The organism is Psychromonas sp. MB-3u-54, from assembly GCF_002836415.1.
In the GTDB taxonomy this organism is placed as follows: domain Bacteria; phylum Pseudomonadota; class Gammaproteobacteria; order Enterobacterales; family Psychromonadaceae; genus Psychromonas.
In genome coordinates this window covers 26,964-42,138 of sequence record NZ_PJBP01000184.1, presented here as the reverse complement: position 1 = coordinate 42,138, position 15,175 = coordinate 26,964, and the positions used below count along the sequence as shown (strand labels likewise).

General features: G+C 39.9%; 18 protein-coding genes. 4 read left to right on the top strand and 14 right to left on the bottom strand.

The annotated features are described in order from the left end of the window. Positions 1 to 38 precede the first annotated feature (38 nt). On the top strand, positions 39 to 764 hold the full coding sequence (locus CXF72_RS18495) for an ABC transporter permease (protein WP_101041260.1): 726 nt from the start codon (positions 39 to 41) through the stop codon (positions 762 to 764). A gap of 10 nt (positions 765 to 774) precedes the next feature. On the opposite strand, the gene CXF72_RS18490 is transcribed toward CXF72_RS18495, so the two are convergent. The 3 genes from CXF72_RS18490 to folB are packed head-to-tail and all read right to left on the bottom strand — an operon-like array spanning position 775 to position 2,453. Continuing rightward, positions 775 to 1,578 carry an undecaprenyl-diphosphate phosphatase gene (locus CXF72_RS18490; protein WP_101041259.1) on the bottom strand — a complete coding sequence of 268 codons (804 nt, stop codon included), beginning with the start codon at positions 1,576 to 1,578 and terminating at the stop codon, positions 775 to 777. Between the two features lie 51 nt (positions 1,579 to 1,629). After that, positions 1,630 to 2,100, bottom strand: a complete 471-nt coding sequence (gene folK, locus CXF72_RS18485) for a 2-amino-4-hydroxy-6-hydroxymethyldihydropteridine diphosphokinase (protein WP_101041258.1) — start codon at positions 2,098 to 2,100, stop codon at positions 1,630 to 1,632. Next, on the bottom strand, positions 2,100 to 2,453 hold the full coding sequence (folB, locus tag CXF72_RS18480) for a dihydroneopterin aldolase (RefSeq protein ID WP_101041257.1): 354 nt from the start codon (positions 2,451 to 2,453) through the stop codon (positions 2,100 to 2,102). The genes folK and folB overlap by 1 nt, the downstream gene beginning before the upstream one ends. Before the next feature lie 115 nt (positions 2,454 to 2,568). Between folB and plsY the strand changes: the two genes are divergently transcribed. From plsY to gloA, 3 genes are all read left to right on the top strand, one after another. Next, positions 2,569 to 3,165: a glycerol-3-phosphate 1-O-acyltransferase PlsY gene (plsY, locus tag CXF72_RS18475; RefSeq protein ID WP_101041256.1), complete on the top strand. Its 597-nt coding sequence runs from the start codon at positions 2,569 to 2,571 to the stop codon at positions 3,163 to 3,165. Positions 3,166 to 3,250: 85 nt separating this feature from the next. Further along, on the top strand, positions 3,251 to 3,682 hold the full coding sequence (locus CXF72_RS18470) for a c-type cytochrome (protein ID WP_101041255.1): 432 nt from the start codon (positions 3,251 to 3,253) through the stop codon (positions 3,680 to 3,682). Positions 3,683 to 3,813: 131 nt separating this feature from the next. Continuing rightward, the gene (gene gloA, locus CXF72_RS18465; RefSeq protein ID WP_101041254.1) at positions 3,814 to 4,227 is read left to right on the top strand and encodes a lactoylglutathione lyase; all 414 of its coding nucleotides are present in this window, start codon (positions 3,814 to 3,816) and stop codon (positions 4,225 to 4,227) included. Between the two features lie 73 nt (positions 4,228 to 4,300). Here gloA and trpS read toward each other — a convergent pair whose 3' ends face one another. The 11 genes from trpS to CXF72_RS18410 form a co-directional block, all read right to left on the bottom strand. Beyond that, entirely contained in the window at positions 4,301 to 5,302 is a 1,002-nt protein-coding gene (gene trpS, locus CXF72_RS18460) for a tryptophan--tRNA ligase (RefSeq protein WP_101041253.1), read from the bottom strand. 458 nt (positions 5,303 to 5,760) lie between these two features. Beyond that, a complete protein-coding gene (gene rpe, locus CXF72_RS18455; protein ID WP_101041252.1) occupies positions 5,761 to 6,429 on the bottom strand; it encodes a ribulose-phosphate 3-epimerase in 669 nt (222 codons plus the stop codon). 221 nt (positions 6,430 to 6,650) lie between these two features. Further along, on the bottom strand, positions 6,651 to 7,481 hold the full coding sequence (locus CXF72_RS18450) for a Dam family site-specific DNA-(adenine-N6)-methyltransferase (RefSeq protein WP_101041251.1): 831 nt from the start codon (positions 7,479 to 7,481) through the stop codon (positions 6,651 to 6,653). Beyond that, positions 7,474 to 8,334: an SPOR domain-containing protein gene (locus CXF72_RS18445; RefSeq protein ID WP_101041250.1), complete on the bottom strand. Its 861-nt coding sequence runs from the start codon at positions 8,332 to 8,334 to the stop codon at positions 7,474 to 7,476. The genes CXF72_RS18450 and CXF72_RS18445 overlap by 8 nt, the downstream gene beginning before the upstream one ends. A 205-nt stretch (positions 8,335 to 8,539) precedes the next feature. Beyond that, a complete protein-coding gene (gene aroB, locus CXF72_RS18440) occupies positions 8,540 to 9,610 on the bottom strand; it encodes a 3-dehydroquinate synthase (RefSeq protein WP_101041249.1) in 1,071 nt (356 codons plus the stop codon). Continuing rightward, positions 9,610 to 10,125: a shikimate kinase AroK gene (aroK, locus tag CXF72_RS18435; RefSeq protein ID WP_101041248.1), complete on the bottom strand. Its 516-nt coding sequence runs from the start codon at positions 10,123 to 10,125 to the stop codon at positions 9,610 to 9,612. Before aroK ends, aroB begins: the two co-directional genes overlap by 1 nt. A gap of 170 nt (positions 10,126 to 10,295) precedes the next feature. Further along, positions 10,296 to 12,422 (bottom strand): type IV pilus secretin PilQ family protein, encoded by a 2,127-nt coding sequence (pilQ, locus tag CXF72_RS18430; protein WP_101041247.1) that lies wholly within the window; start codon positions 12,420 to 12,422, stop codon positions 10,296 to 10,298. 27 nt (positions 12,423 to 12,449) lie between these two features. Next, positions 12,450 to 12,971, bottom strand: a complete 522-nt coding sequence (locus CXF72_RS18425) for a pilus assembly protein PilP (RefSeq protein WP_101041246.1) — start codon at positions 12,969 to 12,971, stop codon at positions 12,450 to 12,452. Then, entirely contained in the window at positions 12,968 to 13,540 is a 573-nt protein-coding gene (locus CXF72_RS18420) for a type 4a pilus biogenesis protein PilO (RefSeq protein ID WP_101041245.1), read from the bottom strand. Before CXF72_RS18420 ends, CXF72_RS18425 begins: the two co-directional genes overlap by 4 nt. Beyond that, complete coding sequence (locus tag CXF72_RS18415; RefSeq protein WP_101041244.1) at positions 13,540 to 14,097, bottom strand: PilN domain-containing protein; 558 nt, start codon at positions 14,095 to 14,097, stop codon at positions 13,540 to 13,542. Before CXF72_RS18415 ends, CXF72_RS18420 begins: the two co-directional genes overlap by 1 nt. Continuing rightward, positions 14,090 to 15,154 carry a pilus assembly protein PilM gene (locus CXF72_RS18410; RefSeq protein ID WP_101041243.1) on the bottom strand — a complete coding sequence of 355 codons (1,065 nt, stop codon included), beginning with the start codon at positions 15,152 to 15,154 and terminating at the stop codon, positions 14,090 to 14,092. Before CXF72_RS18410 ends, CXF72_RS18415 begins: the two co-directional genes overlap by 8 nt. Between the last annotated feature and the right edge of the window lie 21 nt (positions 15,155 to 15,175).

Below are 15,175 nucleotides of genomic sequence, written 5' to 3'. Positions count from 1 at the left end.
TTTGCAGTGCTCACAACTTAACTTAAAGAGGCAGAAAAATGTCTAATTCACTGGCGATTCTCCCGCTCCAGAACCTGGCTATTGCCTTTATTCCTGTTTCGGTGGTGATCATTATTTTATTTAAATGGTCACTAAATGGAAAATTTGCCCTCTATGCACTCGCTCGTATGTTAGTACAACTACTGTTAGTCGGTTATTTTCTTAATTATCTTTTTGCCGGTGCTAATGCTTGGATTGTGGTGTTGCTGTTAATGCTAATGGTGCTATTTTCAAGCTGGATAGCTCTGGGTAATATCAAAGAGCGACGTTTGCCATTATTAAAACGAACGATGTTATCGGTTGCAATAGGAGGTGGCTTTACCTTATTGATTATTACTCAGGGCGTTTTAACACTACAGCCCTGGTATCAGGTACAAACAATGATCCCATTGGCAGGAATGATTTTTGCCAACTGTATGAATAGCGTCAGTCTTTCAGCTGAACGTTTTTATGCGGAGTTGTCACGCGGGGAAGATTACATTAAGGCACGTAAAACTGCATTTCAAGCTTCCATGATCCCGAATATTAATGCGTTATTTGCGGTTGGGTTGATCTCCTTACCGGGCATGATGACCGGACAAATCTTATCCGGCACCTCCCCCTTTATTGCGGCAAGGTACCAAATAATGGTGATGTGTATGGTCTTTGCCTCGGCAGGCATTTCATCTGCATGTTTTTTAGTGCTCAATAAAAACACCATAAAAAATAACAACTCAATGACTTAACCTGTCGAACCTAAGTGCCCGACAGAATATAAAACAAAAATCCACCTAACAGCAGGCGATAGATAACAAAAGGCAGCATACCGACTCTATTAAGCAGGATTAGAAATACGTGAATACATAAAATAGCGCTGATAAAAGAGATCCCCGCGCCTAAAAACAAAGGACCCCAGTCAACATATTCGTCGGATAAAATGAATTTAAGCAAATCATATCCGGAGGCCATGGCAATGATCGGAATAGACATTAAAAAGGAGAAACGCGCAGCGCCATTACGGGTCAAACCCAACATTAAACCTGCAGTAATAGTGATACCTGAACGAGATGTACCGGGGATCAAGGCTAATACCTGGGCAAAACCAATAAATAAAGCCCCTTTCAAGCCCGTTTGGTATTCTGTTTTTACCTGCTTGGCTTTAGCATCAGCCCACCACAGCAGTAAGCCAAAAAAAGTGGTCGTCACCGCAATCACATAACCACTGCGTAAATAGGTTTCAACCAGTGATTTACCAAAAAAACCAATTAAAGCGGCTGGTATTGTCGACCAAAGAATCCACCATGCAAGGCGACTATCTTGTGTTTCCCCTTTCCCACGCAGAGAGCCAACCCAGGCTGTCGACATATTCATAACTTCAATTCGGAAGTAAATTAAGACAGCAGATAAGGTGCCAATATTAAGTATTAAATCAAAGGCTAAACCTTGATCCTGCCAACCTAAGAGTTGTGATGGTAGAATCAGATGAGCAGAGCTGGAAATAGGTAAAAATTCAGTTAACCCCTGAATTAAGGCTAATACAATAATTTGAAGTTCGGACATTTTTATTCCATGTATAAAATAAAGTGATTAATAATAATCGGAAAGCTGTTTTTATACTTTCCACAATTTTTGTTTTTGTTGCGGATAATTAGCCCACAATGCTTGATAGGTTTCACCCAGAATAGGATGTCTTAATGTTGGCGCTAACTCGGATAATGGTTTTAATACAAAGGCATTTTTTAAAATTTCGGCACGCGGTAAATCTATATCGGGATCTATCTGCTGGTCGTATAACAGTAAATCTAAATCTAAGGTTCTTGGGGTAAACTTGGAGGTATTTTCCGGGCGGCCATGCTGCTTCTCTATGCTTTTAAGCTTTTTAATTAATTCGACAATATTTTGCTCAGTATGCAATTTAACCACTAAATTATAAAAATTAATCCCTGAAAAACCAATGGCTTCACTTTCGTAAAGGGGAGAAAGCTGTAACTCACCAAACTCAGTTTTTAAAGTGGCAATACCCAAGCGAATATTCTCGGATCGTCTGATACTAGAGCCTATGCCAATAAAAACGGCTGCCATTATCGAACACCACGCTCAATCTGTACCCCTAAACTTTGTGCCTTTGGCAAAGCCCCGGGTTTATGCAGCGTCACTTTGACCCAAGGTACTGCAAACTGTGCCATAATAAGCGTCGCAACGGACTCTGCCATGGTTTCAATTAACTCAAACTGATGGGTTTGTGCAAAGTTATTGACCGCCTCTGACACACTAAAATAATTAAGTGCGAGATTAATGTCATCGGTATTTGCTGCGGGTTTATTATCGAACGCCATCTCTAAATCAAAATAGAGTTTTTGCTGTACAGATTTTTCCCAGTCATATACACCAATTGAGCTAATGACTTCTAACTGTTTAATAAAAATAATATCCATTTTCCAACCTGTCGGAGTAAGTTAAAACGCTACCACTTAACAATAAATCCACGTACTATCGCAGACAATAAATAGCAGCACCATATGTTACCTGAACAGGGAGAAATATATAGAAATGATTAACCTGATGACTTTAATATTTATTCTTGGTGCCTACCTGTTCGGTGCGCTTAACGGAGCGATTTTATTATGTAAAGCCAAAGGGTGGCCGGATCCTCGCGCTGCAGGATCAAAGAATCCTGGCGCCACTAACATGTTACGTTTACATGCAGCTCAAGCTGCCAGTGCGGTGCTTATTTTTGACCTGTTAAAAGGTACCCTACCTGTCTATCTGGCTTATTTTTGGGGTTATTCGCCTATTATGATTGGCGTGATTGGTATTGCAGCCTGCCTCGGACATATTTTTCCACCCTATTTTCAATTTAAAGGCGGCAAAGCGGTCGCCACCGGTTTAGGTACTTTATTGCCTTTGGGTATGGATTTAACCGGCTTACTTGTTTTAACTTGGTTATTTACTATTGCTGTTAGTGGTTATGCTTCGTTGGCCGCGATAGTGGTCGCCATTGCAGCGCCTTTTTTTGTCCAGCAGATAAATCCTGAATATGCAATATCCGTCAGCATGCTGTCGATATTAATTGTGCTTCGCCATATTGGCAATATTCGCCGGATTTTAAGCGGTAAAGAAAAAAAAATAGTGAACTGGAAGCAATAATCCTAATAAAGGCGTTGGTAGTTATAATCAACCTCGTTATAATTAACACTTTTATAATATCGAAAAATCCTTACACAACAGCAAAATGGAGTTTACCGTGAACCTTATTAAACGTATTACCCTGCTTATGGGCTTAACAATAAGCCTATTCAGCACTGCAGGCTTTGCACAAGATCTTTCCGAAGCAGCCATTGCTGAACGTATTGCACCGGTAGGTAGCGTTTATTTGGATGGTGAAATAATGACCGCGCAGCAAGAACCAACAGAACCCGCTGGTCCGAGATCAGGTGAAAAAATTTATAACACTTACTGCGTGGCCTGTCATGGCAGTGGCGTGCTTGGCGCACCGAAAAAAGGCGATGCAGATGCATGGCAACCCCGTATAGCACAGGGTGCTGAAACACTGCTCAAACATGCGCTGGAAGGCTTTAATTCTATGCCAGCAAAAGGCACATGCGGTGACTGTAGCGAGCAGGAAATCGTCTCTACTATTGCGTTCTTAACTAATGGCCTTTAGTCTGTAAGATGAATTATCTAATTTAGCCACCTTAAGGTGGCTTTTTTATGGCTGAGACAAAGTCCACTGATTTTTTCTTTATGCAGGTTAAAATAGATCACTCATCTTCCGCACCAAAATAGGAATTGAAAATGCGCTTATTACATACCATGTTACGTGTTACTGACTTACAAAAATCGATCGATTTTTACACTAATACTTTACAGATGAAATTACTCCGTCAATCTGACAATGCTGACTATAAATATACGCTGGCATTTTTAGGTTACGGTGATGAATCTGATACGACTGTACTGGAACTCACTTACAATTGGGGCACAACGGAATATGATTTGGGCAATGCTTACGGGCATATCGCCATTGAAAGCGATGATATTTACGCTACCTGTGAAATGATAAAAAGAATGGGCGGCCTGGTCACCCGTGAAGCAGGGCCGGTTAAAGGCGGCACAACAGTGATCGCTTTTGTTAAAGATCCCGATGGTTATCAAATTGAATTAATTAATAAAAAAGACGCTGGCAAGGGCTTAGGTGCAGGGTCATAAAGCCCTTTTCATAAAAAAGCGGAGTCATTGTTACTAACAACACTCCGCTTTTTTTGTTTGCTTAATAAACAGGCTATTTTGGTAAAAAACCCACTTTATCGTAAACTTTCGCTAATGTATCAGCAGCACGTACACGCGCCTTCTGCGCACCAGCACGCGCAATCGCCTGTAATGCTGGCTCATCCTTGCGCAACTCTTTAAAGCGGGCCTGAATCGGCTCTAACAGATTCACTACAGCGTCTGCTGTATCACTCTTCAGATGACCATACATTTTATCTTCGTATGCAGGGATCAGACTTTCAATAGACTTGCCCGTCGAGCAGGAAAGCAGCGTCAGTAGATTTGAAACACCCGGTTTTTCAACGGGATCAAAATAGATACGTGCCTGCTGATCAGAGTCCGTCTCTGCACTTTTTATTTTTTTCAAAATCTTCTTAGGATCTTCTAGCAAACCAATAAAGTTTTTAACATTATCGTCGGACTTTGACATTTTCTTCGTCGGCTCCTGCAGACTCATAATGCGTGCACCATGTTCAGGAATAGCAGGCTCAGGCACCACAAAAGTATCACCATAGGCATTATTGAAACGGAGCGCAATATCACGCGCTAATTCAAGATGCTGTTTCTGATCACTGCCGACGGGAACATGTTTAGGGCCATAAATAAGAATATCGGCAGCCATCAATACCGGATAACTGAATAAACCAACATTAATATTAGTGACATTCTTTTGCGATTTATCCTTAAACTGGGTCATTCGGTTTAATTCACCCATTTGCGTATAACAGTTTAAGATCCATGAAAGCTCTGCGTGCTCTGGCACTTGTGACTGAATAAACATGGTGCTTTTTTGCGGATCAATGCCCACAGCCTGGTACATTGCTAAACCATCATAAATTGCTTTGCGCAGTGCTTGTGGATCCTGGCGAACGGTAATAGCATGTAAATCAACTAGGCAAAAAAGGCAGTCGTGGGTTTTTTGCATCTCAACCCATTGACGCAATGCGCCCATATAATTACCTATGGTTAACGATCCCGAAGGCTGGCAACCGCTTAAAACTATTGGTTTAGTCATTTTCCTATCCTTTATCTACCCTGAAGGTAGATCTAATAATTCGTTAAATTGATCAATTATGTCATTCGGATTTAGCAATCAGAGCGGCTTATCATAGTTATCAGTGCAATGAGTTTTTGGCTTGCCAAAATATCATCGTGCTTTAGTGAGAGAGAACTTGTCCAGACCTGCTGCGCTGTGGTTTATTTTGAATCCTGAGCAGTTGCGCTGTTTTATAACCTTTTCTATGCAGTATATTTAAAGCTTCGAATATAAACTTGAAGCGCTGTTTAAATAAACTTGCGAAGGGCCTTTAAGAAAGGTTCACGGCCTGCTTGAAAGAATGCCTATCAACTTTTTTTACCGGCATGGGTAACGGCTCATTTCAGGAAACCCCTTACCCATCCCAGTTTTTAATCCGTTGATCCTGACAATGTCATAGACCAAAACAGATAAGTTTAATATTTTTCTTTTACATATTAAATATTAGTTAACTCAGTACGCATTTGATCTATCACAACTTTATAGTCAGGCTGATTAAAAATAGCAGAGCCCGCTACAAACATATCTGCACCTGCTTCTGCTATTGCTTTAATATTGTCAGTTTTAACACCGCCATCAACCTGCAAACGAATATCGCGACCGCTAGCGGTGATCAATTTTTTAACCTGACGTAATTTTTCAAGGGTGTGCGGAATAAATGATTGACCACCATAACCGGGATTTACCGACATTAATAACACCACGTCGAGTTTATCCATAACATGGGTTAATACTTCTAATGAAGTAGCAGGGTTTAACACTAAACCGGCTTTACAGCCGTGTTCTTTAATTAATTGTAACGAGCGGTCAACATGTTCAGAGGCTTCAGGGTGAAAAGTAATAATAGATGCGCCCGCTTTTGCAAACTCAACTATCATAGTATCGACCGGTTTTACCATAAGATGTACATCAATTGGCGCTGTAATACCATAGTCTCGTAGGGCCTTACAAACCATTGGACCAATGGTTAAGTTAGGCACGTAATGATTATCCATTACATCAAAATGTACTACATCGGCACCAGCGTCTAATACTTTTTCAACATCTTCCCCCAACCGTGCAAAATCAGCAGAAAGGATTGAAGGGGCAATTAAATAGTCGGTCATGATAGGTTTCCGTTTGCTAAAGTGAATGCGTATTCTACCGAAGCAAAAGCAAACAAACTATTTTTTATTGGCTCTATTCAAGATGATTGTTGAAAGCTTTATTGCTTATGCCTAACAGCTTGTAAATATTAAGATGATAGCCATTATCATATTTTTATAACATATTGTAATTTAAAGAATTAAAACGATAACAACAGCTAAATGGAACAGATCTTTTTTATTTATGGCACTTTCGGGGTAGAAAATTGCGCATCAAACAGTGCGAACAATTCCCCCACAGGTTGACGAGTTGACGATTTACTACTGATAGTGCGAGATACCTGAATCTTGTCGCAGGAAGCATCCCGATAGAGCTCCTGGGTTAAAATGGTGTCGTGGTTACTCACTAAAACGCTGCACTTTGATTCACGTGCAAGTTTGGCAAGGTTAGCTTGATCATCCAGAGAAAAACCATTACTTGCATAACTGGTAAATGATGCGCTTTTACTCAGCGCCACATAGGGAGGGTCGCAATATAAAACATCATCATCACGTAAATACTGAAATAATTTCTGATAAGGTTTACAGGTAAAAGTCGCTTTTTTAGCTTTTTCAGAAAAAACAAGCAGCTCTTTTTCCGGAAAATAAGGCTTCTTATAGCGTCCAAATGGCACGTTAAAACCACCACTTTTATTATAACGACATAACCCGTTATAACCAAAACGATTCAGATAAAGGAATAATAATGAACGCTTGTAAACATCTGTACAGCCATTAAATTCACTACGCAGCTGATAATAAATAGCCTCGTTATTAAATGCATCCTGGAAATAGTATTTGGCGTCAATGATAAACTGTTTCGGTTTACGTTTGACTATTTTATACATCTCGATCAAATCAGGATTAATATCATTAAGCAGGTATTCATCATAATTACTGTTTAGGAAGACAGAGCCCGCCCCGACAAAGGGTTCGATAAGACGTCTACCCTGAGGCAAACGTTGATTGATTTGTTCGGTTAGTGCGAATTTACCACCTGCCCATTTTAGGAATGCACGATTTTTTTTAGTCATTTTGTAATTGTAAATCCTGCTGGATCTCTTTGTAGGAGAACACTTGTGATGGCAAGTCGAATAAAGCACCGGGTAAACTTTGCTGGGCAATTTTTGCGGCGCTCAAACTGCTGTATTCGCCAAGCAGAACAACATACCAAGGTTTATTATTTTTAATGGTCCGGTAAACATAAATATTTTCTTTAAGCAGATCATGCAGCTGTACAAAGGCCTGCAGTTTTTCCCAGCTACCCATTGCTGATAATCTTAAGGTAAATAAAGACGGGGACTTAGCAAGCAGACTCTCGATCGGCGTCAATATTAAATTACCCCCATTGAGTTGCCCTGCACCTTCCGAAAAATGATCATTTTTTTCTAGCGATGAAAATAATTCTGCCTGCCCATTAACCATATCAATTTGCGAATCAGATGATTCACTCATTTTTATGATTGAGATATTTGGCTGATCATTATTAGCCGCTATCATTTCATCAGGCTGCTGATTTTCAATTTCCGCCAGCAATTGATTTTTTTCTATCTCCACAAGATCAATACGATAACGTTGTTCTAAGCCAATCAGTTCCTGCTTAGAAATAACCACCCGCTTATCACTAAGGTCACTAGCGCCAACGCTGTACTGCGTATTTTCTATCAGACCCTGCTGATCCTCATGCCAATTTTCCGTAATCACTGTCTCGGGCGCTTTATTGATCACCCTTTTTTGTACTGGATCGATCAATTCGCTTGATGAGCCGGAAAAAAAATAAACAGCAAAACTCACAACAACCATCAACATTGCAAGTAATAATAACAGTTGAGATAAATTTTCTTGGGCCCGTGAGGGTCGTTTATCATATTCAGAATTAGTGCTCATTTTCTCTGCTCATTAAATGACTCTGTTAACACATAAGTTATTATTTTATCAGATGAGTATTATTCAAGACTGTGTTTTATACACTGCTTATAAATAAAAATAATATAATAAAACAACAGACTAGCCTATCCGCTACTGCATTTCATAAAATATGATTTTTATTCTTTTCACCCAGCTGATCATATTAGACTCAGCATCAGTCAATTTAAGACTCTATAACACCGCGCAGCACCATTTCACTGACATTATCAAATATTTCACAGCGACCGATCGAGGTCGGTAAAATCAAACGTAATCTGCCATCTAATACTTTTTTATCCAGTTGCATATGCTCGAAAAACTGATCGTAGCCCATATTTTCCGGTGCATTAATCGGCAGATCAAATTGTTTAATTAATAATATAATTTGCTCAATTTGTGCAGATTCAATCAGGCCAAGGTTTAAAGCGGTTTTTGCAGCCAGTACCATACCTGCCGCTACGGCTTCACCATGCAGCCAATTACCATAACCTTGCTCAGCCTCTATCGCATGACCAAAGGTATGTCCGAGATTCAACAGTGCGCGAATACCGCCCTCTTTTTCATCCAGAGAGACAATTTCAGCTTTAATTTCGCAGCAACGCTTAATCATATAAGTGATTTCAGCGGGCTGTAAAGTTTTAATCGCGGTAACATTTTTTTCAAGCCAGATAAAAAATGCCTGGTCATAAAGAATGCCGTATTTAATGACTTCTGCCATTCCCGCTGAAAATTCACGCGCAGGTAATGTTTTAAGACAATCTATATCGATAATAACTGACTGAGGTTGATAAAACGCGCCAATCATATTCTTACCCAGAGGGTGATTAACCGCTGTTTTTCCGCCAACGGAAGAATCAACTTGTGCCAGGACTGTGGTTGGCACTTGGATAAAGGGTACTCCGCGCTGATAACAAGCGGCAGCAAAACCAGCCATATCACCGATAACCCCGCCACCAAGCGCAATAATAGTCGTATCACGAGCGTGTTTGTTAGACAGCAAAGCGGTTAAAATAATTTCAAAAGTGTGTAGATTTTTGAACTTTTCACCATCGGGTAAAATAACTTCGTCTATCTGAAAATCAATTAAGGTCTCTTTACAACAAGCTAAATACAAAGGCGCAACGGTTTCATTGCTGACAATCATTACTTTTTTACCCTTGATCACCGCTTTGAATAACGCTGTTTGAGTTAATAAACCTTCACCAATTGATATCGGATAACTACGTTCACCTAAGTCTACAACTATCTTTTCCATTAGAAATCCAATAATGCAATGATTTGACTGGCGACGACCTTCGCGCTTTGTTCATCCGTTTCCATCGTATAATCAGCCACTTCATCATAAAACTCGTTACGTGTTTCAGCTAGTGCTTCTAATACCGTGCGCGGATCATCCGTTTGTAACAATGGACGGCGTTTATCTTTTAATGTCCGGGCTAACTGTTTATTTACACTGGTCTTTAAGTAAACAACAATACCTCGCGCCGATAAATGTATTCTATTTTCAGGGCGAATAAGTGCACCGCCTCCCGTTGCTAAAACGATACCATGTTTTTGTGTCAGTTCATCAATCATGCTTTGTTCGCGAGTACGGAAACCCTCTTCGCCTTCCACATCAAAAACCCACGCAATGTCTGCACCCGTTTTTTTCTCAATCTCTGCGTCAGAATCAAGAAAATCAAGGTGTAACATTTGTGCTAAATGACGACCAATTGTGCTTTTGCCGGCCCCCATTGGGCCAATTAAGAAAATATTACGTTGTTCTGCCATGTTGAATTATTACTCAAGTGATTAATTACTGGGAACACCCTTTAGAAAAAGAGAAGTGTTGTATATTATCGCAATTGTTAATAAGCCATTGCAAGCCCATAAGTAAAATAAGCCCAAAGATTACCTTCAGGCTTATAGATTGTTGCTCAAAAACAGTTAGGAAAGGCGTTTTATCGGAATTTAGTTTGCATGACTATTCTTGGTGTGACAAAAATCAACAACTCAGACTTACTATTTTGGTTATTAGTTGTTCTAAACAATGCACCTAAATAGGGGATATCCCCCAAAAGAGGTACTTTAGTCACATCCGTTGAGATACGTTGTTGATAAATCCCCCCTAAAACCAATGTTTCGCCGTTACCGACTAAGACCTGGGTGCCGATTTTCTGCGTATTAATAGCAACGGCAGTACCGGTACCGGCAGCAACAGTATCACCCACTGAGTCCTGGGTGATTTCCAGATCTAAGATCACCTTGTTATCGGGGGTAATTTGCGGCGTCACCGTAAGACTTAATACGGCTTTTTTGAAAGCCACGGAGGTTGCACCGGATGAGGCTGACTCTACATAAGGAATCTCTGTGCCCTGTTCGATATAGGCAGTTTGCTGATTCGCCGTGGTGATCCGCGGACTGGCTATAATTTCGGCTTTATTTTCGCTCTCCAGTGCAGAAAGTTCCAAGTCTAAAATATCACCATTAGCAAGCTTCGCAACCTGAAAAGCAATAGTACCAGCAGCATCGGTAACGGGCAGATTAACATTTAAACGGTCATTAATTGAACTGCTGCCTGCTTGTGTGCTTTCTATACCGGCAAGTGAACCCGATATTCCACTATCAGTATCGACTGAAGTCATTCCCCACTTGATACCTAACTCCTCACCTACCGAATCATCGACGGTGACCATACGCGCTTCTATCACTACCTGACGAACCGGTATATCCAATAGTTCAATCATGTCTTTCACCGCATCAATCACAGCAGCAGTATCTTTTATTAATAAGGTATTAGTACGGTCATCTGCACTAACAGCACCACGTATCGACAATAGACTGGTTTTATCACTCGATAACATAGCAGAAATATCAGCTACTTTCGCATAATTTATTTGGATAAATTCAGAATACAGAGGCGCTAAATTGGCCACTGCATTTTCTGATTCTAACTGCTCGCGTTCTTTTGCAGCTAACTCGGTAGCAGGAGCAATCATTAATACATTACCGTCCAGACGCTTGCCAAGTCCTTTAACTTTTAAAATAATGTCCAGGGCTTGTTCCCAGGGCACATCATCAAGCCGCAAGGTTATATTACTATTGACAGAATCAGTAATGACCAAGTTAAAACCATTAAAATCGGCAATCAACTGCAGCACAGTGCGCACCGGGATATCCTGGAAGTTTAAAGAGATGGCTTTTCCCTGATAGGAACTTCCTTTTGGATCTTTAGATTTTTCAGATATCTCAATCATAAACAGGGTATCTAACTGATCATAACGATAATTATATTGATCTTTAATATCAAAAATAAGGCGCGTTTTTCCGTCGTCTTTAAAGCTTTCAACTTTTTCTACTGCAGTGGCGAAATCGACCACGTCCATAATATACAATAGTTCATCGGGTATATAAGTACTCTGAAATTCAGCGATCAACTGATTATTACGACGACGAATGTCGACAGCCACACTGGAGTTATCAAGGTACACTAATAACTTACCTTGCCCCTCTGAGCCACGCTTAAAGTCAAGTGAATGAATACTGTTAACGTAACCCTTAGGTGTTGTCAAATCGGAGGATAGAGTAGATGAATTAACCTTTTCCGTTGCAGCTTTGGTTATTTGGCTGCCGGAATATTGGACAACAGCGGCCGCCAGAGCAAGCTCCTGTTTATCGCTCACGGCTATATCCGGCCCGCTATGACCGAAATGCACCAAAAGAATACTATCTTCCTGTACAACACGATAGGGCATCAAAGTGTCAAGGGTAATAATTAAACGCAAGCCCTCTTCGGTCCTCTTGGTTGCAACATTATTAACCCCCCCTTTTTCAATTTCAATAGGGTTTAGCGCTAAAACGGAACTCGCGTCTTCAACATCAATAACTAATTTGTTCGGGCGATAATATAATTTATCCTGGTAGCCGCTAATAGATTCGTTGAATGCAAACCTCAATTCAAATTTGCCATCCACGAGAGGATTAATATCAAGCTTACCGAGTTGTGATTCAGCCGATCCAATAGTGGAATAAAGCAATAATGCCAGCGGCAAAATATTAAATAAAGTTTTTAAATATGATGTATTCATGGCGCTTATTCCATCCCTGTTTTAAGATCATTCAGAAGAGCTTAACATTATTTTGGTTATCCGTTCCTGCCAGCAACCATCCCTATCCACGGCTAACTCTAATAAATCAATTTTATCTTCTGTTATGTTTACAATTTTACCGTGATTCAAGCCCAAATAATAGCCGGGTTTAACTTTGTATAACTCCCCTTTCGTAACCTTCACCAGCCCCCAGAGCACTTGATCGACCAATACCGTTCCTCGCATCGTCAAGTTATCAAGGGAATACATCTCCAGAGCTTGTTTTTTGCGATTTAAATTAGGCTGAGGGCAACTTTTAGGTACATTAACGATAGCAGTGACAACTTCAGCCTTAGGTTCACTAAAAGGATTACGACCCGCTGCTTGCGTAAAGCTTAAGGGATTAATTTGCTTAAAAGTAGGCACTTTATCATCAAGTGGGTGATTTTTTGTTTTAGTTTCTACAACAAAGCGATTTAAATCATCAAGATCGGTATCCACACATGAGAATAAGGGAAAGCTCATGAGTAAAATGATAAAAAACCTCATTTTTGGCTCTCCTTATACCTATATGTTTTCGCAATTACATTTAAAGTCATTAAATCTCGCTCACCTTTCGTCAATGTTAGATTATCCAAAATGACGATCCGCGGCAGCGCTGCAATATCTGCGGCAAAATGACCGAGATCTTGATAACGCCCCACAACTTGAATACTAATAGGCACTTCAGTGGAAAGTTCCCCCTCGGTTGTAATTCCCCAGTTAATACTTTTAAACTGCAGACCATTATCGGCACCAACAAAACTAATATCATCAAGTAAACTAGCTACCTCTGCACTACTAGGTAGTCTGTTAAGCAAGCCTTTAAAAACAAGCTTAATGTCGACCATTTGCGCACGGTACGCTTCTAAATGAGAAGATAATGCAGCCTTTTCCTTGAACTCGTTTTTTAAAACAACCTCATTTTCTTGAACCTTTTCTAGATTATCTAGCTGCGGCATAGTAATAAAATAAAAAAAAACACCACTTAATACAGTACAGGCACAAGCAATAAATATCCCTCGGTATAGCGCGGGCCAACTGCCTACATTTTCAAAATCTAATTCATTTAAATCCATTACTTTCCCCCTTTTCGTTCAGGAATGACAACAAATCTCATTACGAACTGACTTAATTTGATAGGTTCAGTCGGTCCCGTAATAATAGAGCTGATATAAGCATCTCCCAACCAATCAGAACTATCAATATTTCGGGTCATTTTAGTAAGGCGATTATTCGACTCACTCATCCCCCTGACATCAACTTGTCCGTTCGCAAATGTGATGCTGTTTAAATAAATACCTGTTGGGACAACTTGCGGCAAGATATTAAAGAGATGCGTTGCATAATTACGCTTCTCTTCTAATTTTTGGATGAGAAGAATACGTCGTTCAAGTTCCTCTTTCTCTTTTTTGATTTGACGCACATCTGCAATGCGCCTGTCCAAAATGGTATTTTGAATCTGCAAGTATTCATTACGCTGGTTTTGAGCACCAATTAAGGCATCAACATATAACGTCCCTGAATAAGAAACGCCCAAGATCAAAATAGAACTTAAGCCTAAAAAAAACAAAAACATTTTTTTCTTTTTCTTTTTAAGCTCATCCCGCCATGGCAATAAATTAATATTAGACATTAGCTTGCCCTCTTAATGCTAACCCTAAGGCCATCATATACTTTGTGGAAAACTGATGAAGAAATTTTTTATCCGATGGGTTTTTGTACTCAAACCCGAGAAATGGATTAACAATTTCAGTCTCAAAGTCGAGCTGTTCTTGTATTTGATCAGCTAATCCAGGCAGCAATTGACAACCTCCGGTAAGCATAATTTTCGCCACGCCGATATTCTTGGGTGCGTTGGTAAACATGCGCAGATCAAAGCGTAAATGATTCACCGTCATCGTAATAAAGGGTGCGAGAACATCTATATCACAATCGAGCGGCCAGTCACGCTCAACTTTAATTTTTTCTGCTTCAGCCAGTTTTAAGCCATAACGATCGGCTATCATCTGGGTACAGACAGCCCCGCCATGATTTTTAGTCCGTGAAAATATAACTTGTCCTTGATGCAATATGTTTAAAGTCATTTCTGATGCACCAATATCAACAACCGCAATACCTTTATCGAAATCTTCACTTGAAAAGAGTAAATTACAAGCGCGTGCCAGTGCATGGCTTGCAATATCAACAATTTTCACCTGTAATCCTGCTTCCTCGATACAATTCACTTGTGAAAGTACCGTATCTTTTCGTGCAGCACTCAATAAAACATCTTTAAAGTCCGGATTATTTGCATTGATGCCGATAATTTCAAAATCCAAAAAAATTTCATCTAAGGGGAAGGGAATACTATTTTCAGCTTCAATTTCAACTTGATATTCCAACGCCAGATCATTTAAATCAGTATTCATCGGGATAACTTTGGTAATAACATCTGCACCGCTGACAGCAATCGCAACATTTTGGTATGATGCGGGAAAGTTTTTGTGTAATTGTTTAATAATTTCAGTTAATTTACCCATATCTTCAAAGCGATGATCAACAATAACACCTTTTTCAAGCGCTATTTCAGCAACCGCATCTATTTGAAAATTGCCCTTAATCTTAGACAGTGCAATTGCTTTAATTGCACTTGAGCCAAAGTCAATTCCGATCAAAGCACTTGGGTTGGATTTTTTAAAACCTTTAAACATAAAATTCCTGTTAAAATAAAC

Excerpts from the sequence above, each read along its gene's own strand:
- CXF72_RS18495 (WP_101041260.1), top strand. The coding sequence starts at position 39 with ATGTCTAATTCACTGGCGATTCTCCCGCTCCAGAACCTGGCTATTGCC.
- CXF72_RS18490 (WP_101041259.1), bottom strand. The coding sequence starts at position 1,578 with ATGTCCGAACTTCAAATTATTGTATTAGCCTTAATTCAGGGGTTAACT.
- folK (WP_101041258.1), bottom strand. The coding sequence starts at position 2,100 with ATGGCAGCCGTTTTTATTGGCATAGGCTCTAGTATCAGACGATCCGAG.
- folB (WP_101041257.1), bottom strand. The coding sequence starts at position 2,453 with ATGGATATTATTTTTATTAAACAGTTAGAAGTCATTAGCTCAATTGGT.
- plsY (WP_101041256.1), top strand. The coding sequence starts at position 2,569 with ATGATTAACCTGATGACTTTAATATTTATTCTTGGTGCCTACCTGTTC.
- CXF72_RS18470 (WP_101041255.1), top strand. The coding sequence starts at position 3,251 with ATGGAGTTTACCGTGAACCTTATTAAACGTATTACCCTGCTTATGGGC.
- gloA (WP_101041254.1), top strand. The coding sequence starts at position 3,814 with ATGCGCTTATTACATACCATGTTACGTGTTACTGACTTACAAAAATCG.
- trpS (WP_101041253.1), bottom strand. The coding sequence starts at position 5,302 with ATGACTAAACCAATAGTTTTAAGCGGTTGCCAGCCTTCGGGATCGTTA.
- rpe (WP_101041252.1), bottom strand. The coding sequence starts at position 6,429 with ATGACCGACTATTTAATTGCCCCTTCAATCCTTTCTGCTGATTTTGCA.
- CXF72_RS18450 (WP_101041251.1), bottom strand. The coding sequence starts at position 7,481 with ATGACTAAAAAAAATCGTGCATTCCTAAAATGGGCAGGTGGTAAATTC.
- CXF72_RS18445 (WP_101041250.1), bottom strand. The coding sequence starts at position 8,334 with ATGAGCACTAATTCTGAATATGATAAACGACCCTCACGGGCCCAAGAA.
- aroB (WP_101041249.1), bottom strand. The coding sequence starts at position 9,610 with ATGGAAAAGATAGTTGTAGACTTAGGTGAACGTAGTTATCCGATATCA.
- aroK (WP_101041248.1), bottom strand. The coding sequence starts at position 10,125 with ATGGCAGAACAACGTAATATTTTCTTAATTGGCCCAATGGGGGCCGGC.
- pilQ (WP_101041247.1), bottom strand. The coding sequence starts at position 12,422 with ATGAATACATCATATTTAAAAACTTTATTTAATATTTTGCCGCTGGCA.
- CXF72_RS18425 (WP_101041246.1), bottom strand. The coding sequence starts at position 12,971 with ATGAGGTTTTTTATCATTTTACTCATGAGCTTTCCCTTATTCTCATGT.
- CXF72_RS18420 (WP_101041245.1), bottom strand. The coding sequence starts at position 13,540 with ATGGATTTAAATGAATTAGATTTTGAAAATGTAGGCAGTTGGCCCGCG.
- CXF72_RS18415 (WP_101041244.1), bottom strand. The coding sequence starts at position 14,097 with ATGTCTAATATTAATTTATTGCCATGGCGGGATGAGCTTAAAAAGAAA.
- CXF72_RS18410 (WP_101041243.1), bottom strand. The coding sequence starts at position 15,154 with ATGTTTAAAGGTTTTAAAAAATCCAACCCAAGTGCTTTGATCGGAATT.